Annotated in this window: 10 protein-coding genes and 1 pseudogene; 3 read left to right on the top strand and 8 right to left on the bottom strand. The window is 36.8% G+C overall.

What is annotated here, in order from left to right:
• Positions 1-237: transposase family protein (locus EYS08_RS25410; RefSeq protein WP_131029355.1), on the bottom strand; the 237-nt coding region annotated here is incomplete at its 3' end.
• Between the two features lie 31 nt (positions 238-268).
• On the opposite strand from EYS08_RS25410, the gene EYS08_RS25405 reads away from it, so the two are divergent.
• Positions 269-625, top strand: a complete 357-nt coding sequence (locus tag EYS08_RS25405) for a helix-turn-helix domain-containing protein (protein WP_131032690.1) — start codon at positions 269-271, stop codon at positions 623-625.
• A 47-nt stretch (positions 626-672) separates the two neighbouring features.
• On the opposite strand, the gene EYS08_RS25400 is transcribed toward EYS08_RS25405, so the two are convergent.
• The 7 genes from EYS08_RS25400 to EYS08_RS25375 all read right to left on the bottom strand — a co-directional run bounded on the left by EYS08_RS25400 (position 673) and on the right by EYS08_RS25375 (position 4,368).
• Positions 673-930, bottom strand: coding sequence for a hypothetical protein (locus EYS08_RS25400; protein WP_131032689.1), 258 nt, complete (start codon positions 928-930; stop codon positions 673-675).
• A gap of 71 nt (positions 931-1,001) precedes the next feature.
• Positions 1,002-1,391, bottom strand: a complete 390-nt coding sequence (locus EYS08_RS25950; protein WP_165456557.1) for a hypothetical protein — start codon at positions 1,389-1,391, stop codon at positions 1,002-1,004.
• Positions 1,319-1,864, bottom strand: a complete 546-nt coding sequence (locus EYS08_RS25395) for a hypothetical protein (protein ID WP_131032688.1) — start codon at positions 1,862-1,864, stop codon at positions 1,319-1,321. Before EYS08_RS25395 ends, EYS08_RS25950 begins: the two co-directional genes overlap by 73 nt.
• A gap of 1 nt (position 1,865) precedes the next feature.
• Positions 1,866-2,171 (bottom strand): hypothetical protein, encoded by a 306-nt coding sequence (locus tag EYS08_RS25390; protein WP_131032687.1) that lies wholly within the window; start codon positions 2,169-2,171, stop codon positions 1,866-1,868.
• A gap of 135 nt (positions 2,172-2,306) precedes the next feature.
• Positions 2,307-2,627, bottom strand: a complete 321-nt coding sequence (locus EYS08_RS25385; protein ID WP_131032686.1) for a hypothetical protein — start codon at positions 2,625-2,627, stop codon at positions 2,307-2,309.
• Positions 2,628-2,656: 29 nt separating this feature from the next.
• Positions 2,657-3,277, bottom strand: coding sequence for a hypothetical protein (locus EYS08_RS25380; protein WP_131032685.1), 621 nt, complete (start codon positions 3,275-3,277; stop codon positions 2,657-2,659).
• A gap of 443 nt (positions 3,278-3,720) precedes the next feature.
• Positions 3,721-4,368: a hypothetical protein gene (locus EYS08_RS25375; protein ID WP_131032684.1), complete on the bottom strand. Its 648-nt coding sequence runs from the start codon at positions 4,366-4,368 to the stop codon at positions 3,721-3,723.
• 1,278 nt (positions 4,369-5,646) lie between these two features.
• Here EYS08_RS25375 and ahcY point away from each other — a divergent pair.
• The gene (gene ahcY, locus EYS08_RS25370; RefSeq protein ID WP_131032683.1) at positions 5,647-6,963 is read left to right on the top strand and encodes an adenosylhomocysteinase; all 1,317 of its coding nucleotides are present in this window, start codon (positions 5,647-5,649) and stop codon (positions 6,961-6,963) included.
• 321 nt (positions 6,964-7,284) lie between these two features.
• Positions 7,285-7,492, top strand: a pseudogene (locus EYS08_RS26225) (IS110 family transposase); the annotation flags it as partial.

The following is a 7,492-nucleotide window of genomic DNA, read 5'->3' as shown; positions in this document are numbered from 1 at the left end:
AAGGCATCGGTATTTTCTGGATTGCAGGTATATATTACATGATTTCCCAAACGTAGGCAGGTCACGGAACTTTCTTAAATAATAGCTATGAAGCTTCTTTGACGGACTTAGGCAATCCGGACAACGGCAGATCCTTTGTCTGCTCTGTACATAGATATTAACAAAGTCGGCCTGGTTATCCACTGAAACTACTTTAAAGGGATCAATTGATGAGAAAATCAGTTTGGTAAGATTCATTATTTCTTAACGAATAACAACCAGACTTATCATGGAAAACCACCAAAATTGGGGAAGAACCACTTTTGTTGAAATACACACCATAAGGATAAATAACATGGAAGGTGTAAGTATAGTGGAAACCGCCGTGCTCAAAGAGCTGATTAATAAAATAGAGAATTTAGAGGTAATGGTTAGCGCTACGCTAAATCAGCTAAAAGATTCTAGAAAACCTTATTTATCTACAGAGGAGGTTAGGGATATGACAGGATTCGGCAAAAATTGGGTACAACTTAACAAAAACAAGATTGGATTCAGTAAACCAGGTAAGGAATTAATCTTTAAAAGAAGCGACGTTGACGAGTTCATGTCAAAAAACTATTTCAAAATATCCAAAAACAAACAGTAGTGTGTTTAAATTGCTAGTGCCCAATCTTCTTTCTGGTTACCAAAAGACTATTTCCTTGCCGGCCCCGCGATAGATCGAACCCAAAATTCTTGACCGAAAATAAGCGTAGTAACTGCATAATAAGTTGAGAATGCCGCAATTGCCAATGCTATTATGAAAACCCATTTATATTTTTTAGGTATAAGGCTAAACCGGCCTTCACTTTTAATTGCTACTGGACCAGTTAGATCTTTTGTGGCTTCAAAAAATCTTTTCACCCGGTGATAAGCCTCTAGGTCTTCAGATGTTGGTAGTTGATTTCCCATAATGCAATATAGCAAAAAGCTATAAAACAAAAAAGCCGCCTGGTTGGGTGGCGTTTGAAAGTTAATTATGTCTATTGCGCTAGAGCATTTTTTGCATCAGCTAAAAAACTACTTATAGTTTCCTCGTCTGCATTTTGCAGATCAAAATCACTACCACAAAGATGAAGGTTTTCTTTTTTTATTAAAGTTTTTGATAGCTTTTTGCTTAGTTTGTTGTCAATTCCTTTAATATCGACATGACATTCATCCCCTTTATCTGATGGAGAAAACTCAAAAATATCCTTCTCCGGTAAATCTATTTTTTCTTCCTTAAGGAATTTTATTATATCCTCTGTGTCAAATATGCAATAGATAATTGGTGTATTTACCGTCGATAAATAAAATTCATTTATATGCTCACATATCGACTTTCCGTTGCCACTGACGCATTCTTGATTAAAGATGGAGATACCCCCACCCATTGGCGAGAAACAATCATCGAAACGTTTTCTTCGACTGCTAAATTTTGTGATGTTAATGGTACGAATAAAGAGCATTTGTTTTTAATTTCTGAGAGAATATCTTTTAGTTGTGTAAGGCTGACATTTTCATTTTCAGAAATTTCTTCATACTCGAAACCTTCACCCTTTTCGTAAGCATAATTATAACTATCAACTAGAACATGAACGATTAAAAAATGATCTCGCAATGCAAACGTTAATTTTAAAGTTCCATTAGCAAATGGCATAACTTCATAATCCAATCCAGCTGTTTTTAGACTATTGTACACGTGAAGAGCTCTATTGATCATGTCTAAAGAAATAGCTTTGCCAACACCAGAATCCCATCCATCTGGAAGCAGCCCTAAATCATATATTTCAGTTCCAAACGCATCTAATATTTCATAGATGTTTATTTTTGCTGATGGTTGATTGTATGTCTTACTGATAGTCATGCTATTTCTTAATTTGACTTAAATCTACTTTTTTGTTCAATTCTTCCATAGAAACAATTTTCTCTCCAGTAACTTTCTCATATGTAGAAAGGAGTTGAGCTATGTTACTGTACAAGCTTTTCAAAGCGGGCAAACCCAAATTTACAATAAATTGAGGTTCGTTGTGAGCTTTAAATATCAAATGCGCATCAGACATGGTAAAACCTGCTTGAAAGCCGTTGGCAAAAAAGCTGGGGATGTCTTCCTTCATTAAATCGGGAATGTTTAATATTTTGGGATTAGGCTGAGCTTCTATTTTAGATTCCATTATTTATAAATACTAAATGCAACGATAATGTTTTTACGGAACAATAAAAAATTAATTACGTGTAAATGATGTTATTTAACATTTTTTCACAAATAACAAATAAACGTATAGTAAAGTGTTTTACAAAAATAATAGCTATTTCTTAAAGGGGTGTTCAGGGAATTCGCCACCTAAATCTGTAAACCGTCCCGACCATATGCCCTTAAGTTCTTCATATTTATTAGCTGATTTATTGGATGTCATTTCATTCCAAATAAATTCTTGTGCAGCAAAAAGTATTTCAGCATCAGATCTTTTTAGAAATTTGCGTTTAATATACCCTTTATGCCAATCGGGCAAATGTTTAGCCTTAATATAATCCTTGATGTGTGAAATATTGCTGGCGGCAATGAAAAATGATATTACTGCAAATAGACCTATTAGGCTTGCAATAAGGGGGGATATAAAGTCGTTCATGAGAGGTTTATCTTATTCAAAGGTAATAATTAATTCCAATACCTGTACATTAAGCGTTGGGGTATGTGATTAGGAAGGTTCTTTTTATAATAGCTTTCTATGGAGAGTAGTATCTCTTTAAGGTCATTAAGAAATGTCTCTACATTGAAGGGAGTGGAATTATGGGCTTGACAATATAGGATTTCATCCCACTCGAAATGTATTTCACCACAAAAGAACATAAAGGAATTTTGGTCACGCTGATTTGATGCAACTGTCCGATAATTTTGGTTAAGTAGCATACACTTTTCTTTGAGTTCATCCGGAAAGTAGGGGTGGTTGGTTAAGTTTCCCAGGGCGACGAATTTTTCGTAAAGATCCTTACTCAGATAAACTTGCCATCCTTTGTGCTCATTTAATATAAGGTTTCGTTTGTATAGTTCTACAGCATCGGAGCTAAAAGATGAGCTCATGGAAACATTCCCACCTAACAAACCTAGTTTAAACCCAAATAGATCGCCTACAAAGTCTATAACAAGCTGCTGTTCTTTTGCTTTAAAAGTACTCGTTACACCAAAACGATCATATATTTTATATGCTAGCCAAAGAGTGATTAGCGACGTAAGTAATGATAGGCCAGCAATTAGGTTTGATAGATCCGGAGCGTTCATATTCTTTTTTTTTAGGCAATATAATAAAACCATAGAGAACCTGTCAAAACCTGTTATCCAAGCCAGAATAACAGAATTGAATAATGGTAAAAATTGTTTTCGTAACAGGCGATAATCAGGCGAAAGATAGTTTTCTAACAGTCATACCTATGTAAGCATCTGGCATCCACAAAGGTTTTGATACTATCAATACGCGTCTAAGGAATTGAGTTTTCCAAGTCAGTCTATAGAGAGAAATAATAGGCTAATGGATCAAAGGTTTTGTCACTATCATATCGTGTATAGAATTGAGTTTTTCGGCCGCAGTCACGCGGGATGGTTCTGGGCCGTAACAAGGTTGACCATTCATAGCCTCGCGTTGGTTTAAGATACTGGCTAAAACTTTGCGTAACTGATTTGATAGGTATACGATGCTGGAGCAATGTGTTAGTGGAATTAGATGATTAAAAATGCCCGAAAACTAAAGCAAAGCTACCATCTGGCATACCGCCCTCTATACTAATCCCCTCGTGCATTGTACCGCCTCTTTGGGTCCCAGAACCACCGAAAGTATAGCCTTCTGAAATAAGAAAGTCTTTCATGAAATCTGGGATTCTTCCCGCATTTGAGCCCGTACAGGTTATGATAGAAAATGATTTTTTGACGTTTGGATTGTCACGCAAAAATGATTCTACTTCATTGATGAGTGCTTTTTTGTCTTGATCTGTGAAAGGCTTTTCATAATTAACATTTACAGGGCCATTTACACCGTAATTATTGCCGCCTATATTGTAATTGTTTACTGTGTTACCAGTGCCCCCAATATTCCCCTTGTTGTTCCCTGCGTTGCTGTTATCTTCTTTCATTTTTATTTGACTTTTTTTATAGACATTTTTATTGCCTGCAACATAATCACCCTGAGTTTTTGTTTGTGGTTCTTTTTCTTTGACTTTTGCCTGTTCTTGGGCCTTTATCTTGTTTTCTTCTTCTTTTACTTTTAAACTATAATGATTCCATCCCAGCCCAAATACAATGGTGGCACAGGCGCATATAGGCCCTATAATCATGCAAATTCTTTGCATTAGTTGATAATGTTCCAATTTTGATTGCATTAATTGATCTTCTGTTAATTGGCATACAATATACTAACTTATCCTAGCAAGCCAAAGTAAACGTTCAGCATAATTGGTATGGAGATTATTGCTATAATAGTGCGCAATATATTTATCTACCATGAAAGAGAACTGAAGGTTTTGTCACTATCATCTGATCTTATAGCAGGAAGGTTTTCTGACAGTCAAATGCACGCGTGTATTGTTTTGGCCCCAAAGACTTTGTGACAGTCAATTATACGCGTAGGTTATTTCTTTGTGGAGATGATTTTTCGGAGGTCACTACGCGTGCGAGAAGGTCACTATCGAAGACTTTATGCCAGTCATTACGCGTATACAGGAAAATGGGTATGTTATTGAGTTTTAGAGTCAGTCACGCGAGGCCTTTAGGCTCTGCTGAAGTGTTTTCGGAGTCAGTCACGCGTACAAGATAAACGAATGGAAGAAAAGTGTTATTGAGTTTTCCGAGTCCATACACGCATGCAAGCGTATAGCTAATATGGAAGTGTCGGTTTATGCATAAATACAATGGTTTAGTGCAATGCAGTCGCGCAATTGATTTGCTCTTGGATGTGTAGAAGGTTTTTCTACGGTCAATTACGCATGCCCGAACTTATCATAAATCTCAATTGAATTTAGTGTCAAAACTTAACAAAACTTAACATATTTTTAGATAAAACAGATCAAAATCACACAATTCCATGTTTTAGAACTTCATAAAACTTCATATTGATGGCAATATTCAGTAGATAAAGAGTGTTTATGGTCATTAAAACGTCACAGAACCTGACAAAACCTTACATGTTTTTAAAAATACCAATGCAAACTTATACTATTTTATCCTTGGCCGATATCTGTATTGGTAGCGAAAACCTGAGATTTTTGAGAAAATCTTACAAAATCTGACATAGGTAAGGCTACTATGTTCAAGTCAAAACCTCATAAAACCTCATACTCCATCAAGTTCTTTGAACTTAAAAAAGCCTATTTAAGAACAGATGAAGATTTTTTCACAGTCATTACGCGTGCGCGCGTGCGCACCTGGTGCAATTAACCGACATCTTAACACAGGCGCGGAATGCTGACAAATGCTAACACGATTTGATTTATCCTATAGCCCTGATCACTTTAATTTCCAGTCTTTTGATTTTGGTTAAACTATTGCGTAATTTTGTGACAGAAAATCAGGTGTTTCGATAAAAGGTGTGCAAATAGCATGCAAACCTAAAATTAGCATTCTGTAAGTCATTAAATATTAAACACTTAAAAAACAATAATATGTCATCAGTAGAGACTTCTTATATCCCTTACAAAGTTAAGGACATTTCACTGGCAGAATGGGGCCGTAAAGAAATCGAATTAGCCGAAGCAGAAATGCCAGGTTTAATGAGTTTACGTAAAGAATTCGGTCCAACACAACCGTTAAAAGGTGCACGTATTGCAGGTTGTCTGCACATGACCATCCAAACGGCTGTATTAATCGAAACATTAACTGCACTGGGTGCTGAAGTTACCTGGTCATCTTGCAATATTTTTTCTACTCAGGACCACGCTGCTGCTGCAATTGCTGCTGCTGGTATTCAGGTTTATGCCTGGAAAGGTTTAAACGAAGAAGAATTCGATTGGTGTATTGCGCAAACTTTACACTTCGGTCCGGAGCAACAACCATTAAACATGATTTTGGATGATGGTGGCGATTTAACCAATATGGTATTTGATAAATATCCTGAGCTAATTGCAGCTATTAAAGGTTTATCAGAAGAAACTACAACCGGTGTTCACCGTTTGTATGAAAGAATGAAAAACGGAACATTGCATGTACCTGCAATTAACGTTAACGATTCGGTTACTAAATCTAAATTCGATAACAAATACGGATGTCGTGAGTCATTGGTTGATGCAATCCGTCGTGCTACTGATGTAATGATGGCTGGTAAAGTTGCCGTTGTTTGTGGTTATGGCGATGTGGGTAAAGGTTCTGCAGAATCGTTAAGCTCGCAAGGTGTACGTGTTATTGTTACCGAAATTGATCCGATCTGTGCTTTACAGGCTGCAATGGAAGGTTACGAAGTTAAAAAATTAGCTACTGCAATTAAAGAAGCTGATATCGTAGTAACTACTACCGGTAATTGTGATATCGTTCGCGAGCAACATTTCAGGGCATTAAAAGATAAAGCGATTGTTTGTAACATCGGTCACTTCGATAACGAAATCGACATGGCTTGGTTAAACGGCGCTTATGGCGATACCAAAGTTGAAATTAAACCTCAGGTTGATAAATATACCATTGATGGTAAAGATGTAATCATCCTGGCTGAAGGTCGTTTGGTTAACTTAGGCTGTGCAACTGGTCACCCAAGTTTTGTAATGAGTAACTCATTTACTAACCAAACTTTGGCTCAATTGGAGCTTTGGACCAACACTGCAGCTTACGAAAACAAAGTTTATACTTTGCCTAAGTATTTAGATGAAAAAGTTGCCCGTTTACACTTAGAAAAAATCGGTGTAGAATTAGATGTTTTGGATCAACACCAGGCTGATTATATCGGTGTACCGGTAGAAGGTCCGTTCAAAGCAGATACATACAGATACTAGTTCAGTTTACAGTTAGCAGTAACTGAAACTTAATAATATCAAAGGGATGTGCAAATTGCATATCCCTTTTTTTATTCCCTCCGATTCATCGGAGGAGAGCCTGCAAGGCGGAGTGTCTCTAAGCCTAGGCGAGTCTCCTGTTTTTTGAAAACGTTGGTTCCTGTTCTCTTCAGAGGCTTCAGTCCTGCTGTACACTTTATCCCGATGGAAGAATCGGGATGTTCGTTTCCATCAGTATCTATGTAATAAAAGTGATCTTAGTTCAAGTGGTCTTTAGCAAGCCACAATTGTTAAATTTAAATAAACAATAGAACTAAGATCATGACAAATTTAGCAGAAAAATTAGATTTTAGCGGTCATACGATAAGCTGTGGCATCGATGTTCACCTTAAAAGCTGGACTGTTTCACTCTATCTAGGGAAACAGTATCTCAAAAGCTTCGTCCAGTCTCCCCCGTCAGTGGATGGACTTTGGAATTTTCTTTCAACCAATTATCCAGAAGCCCGTTATGAATGTGCTTATGAAAGCG

Origin of the sequence: Pedobacter kyonggii, assembly GCF_004310665.1 — a bacterium.
GTDB classification, from domain to species: Bacteria; Bacteroidota; Bacteroidia; order Sphingobacteriales; family Sphingobacteriaceae; genus Pedobacter; species Pedobacter kyonggii.
The sequence above is the reverse complement of the archived record's forward strand: the minus strand, read 5'-3'. Positions and strand labels throughout refer to the sequence as shown.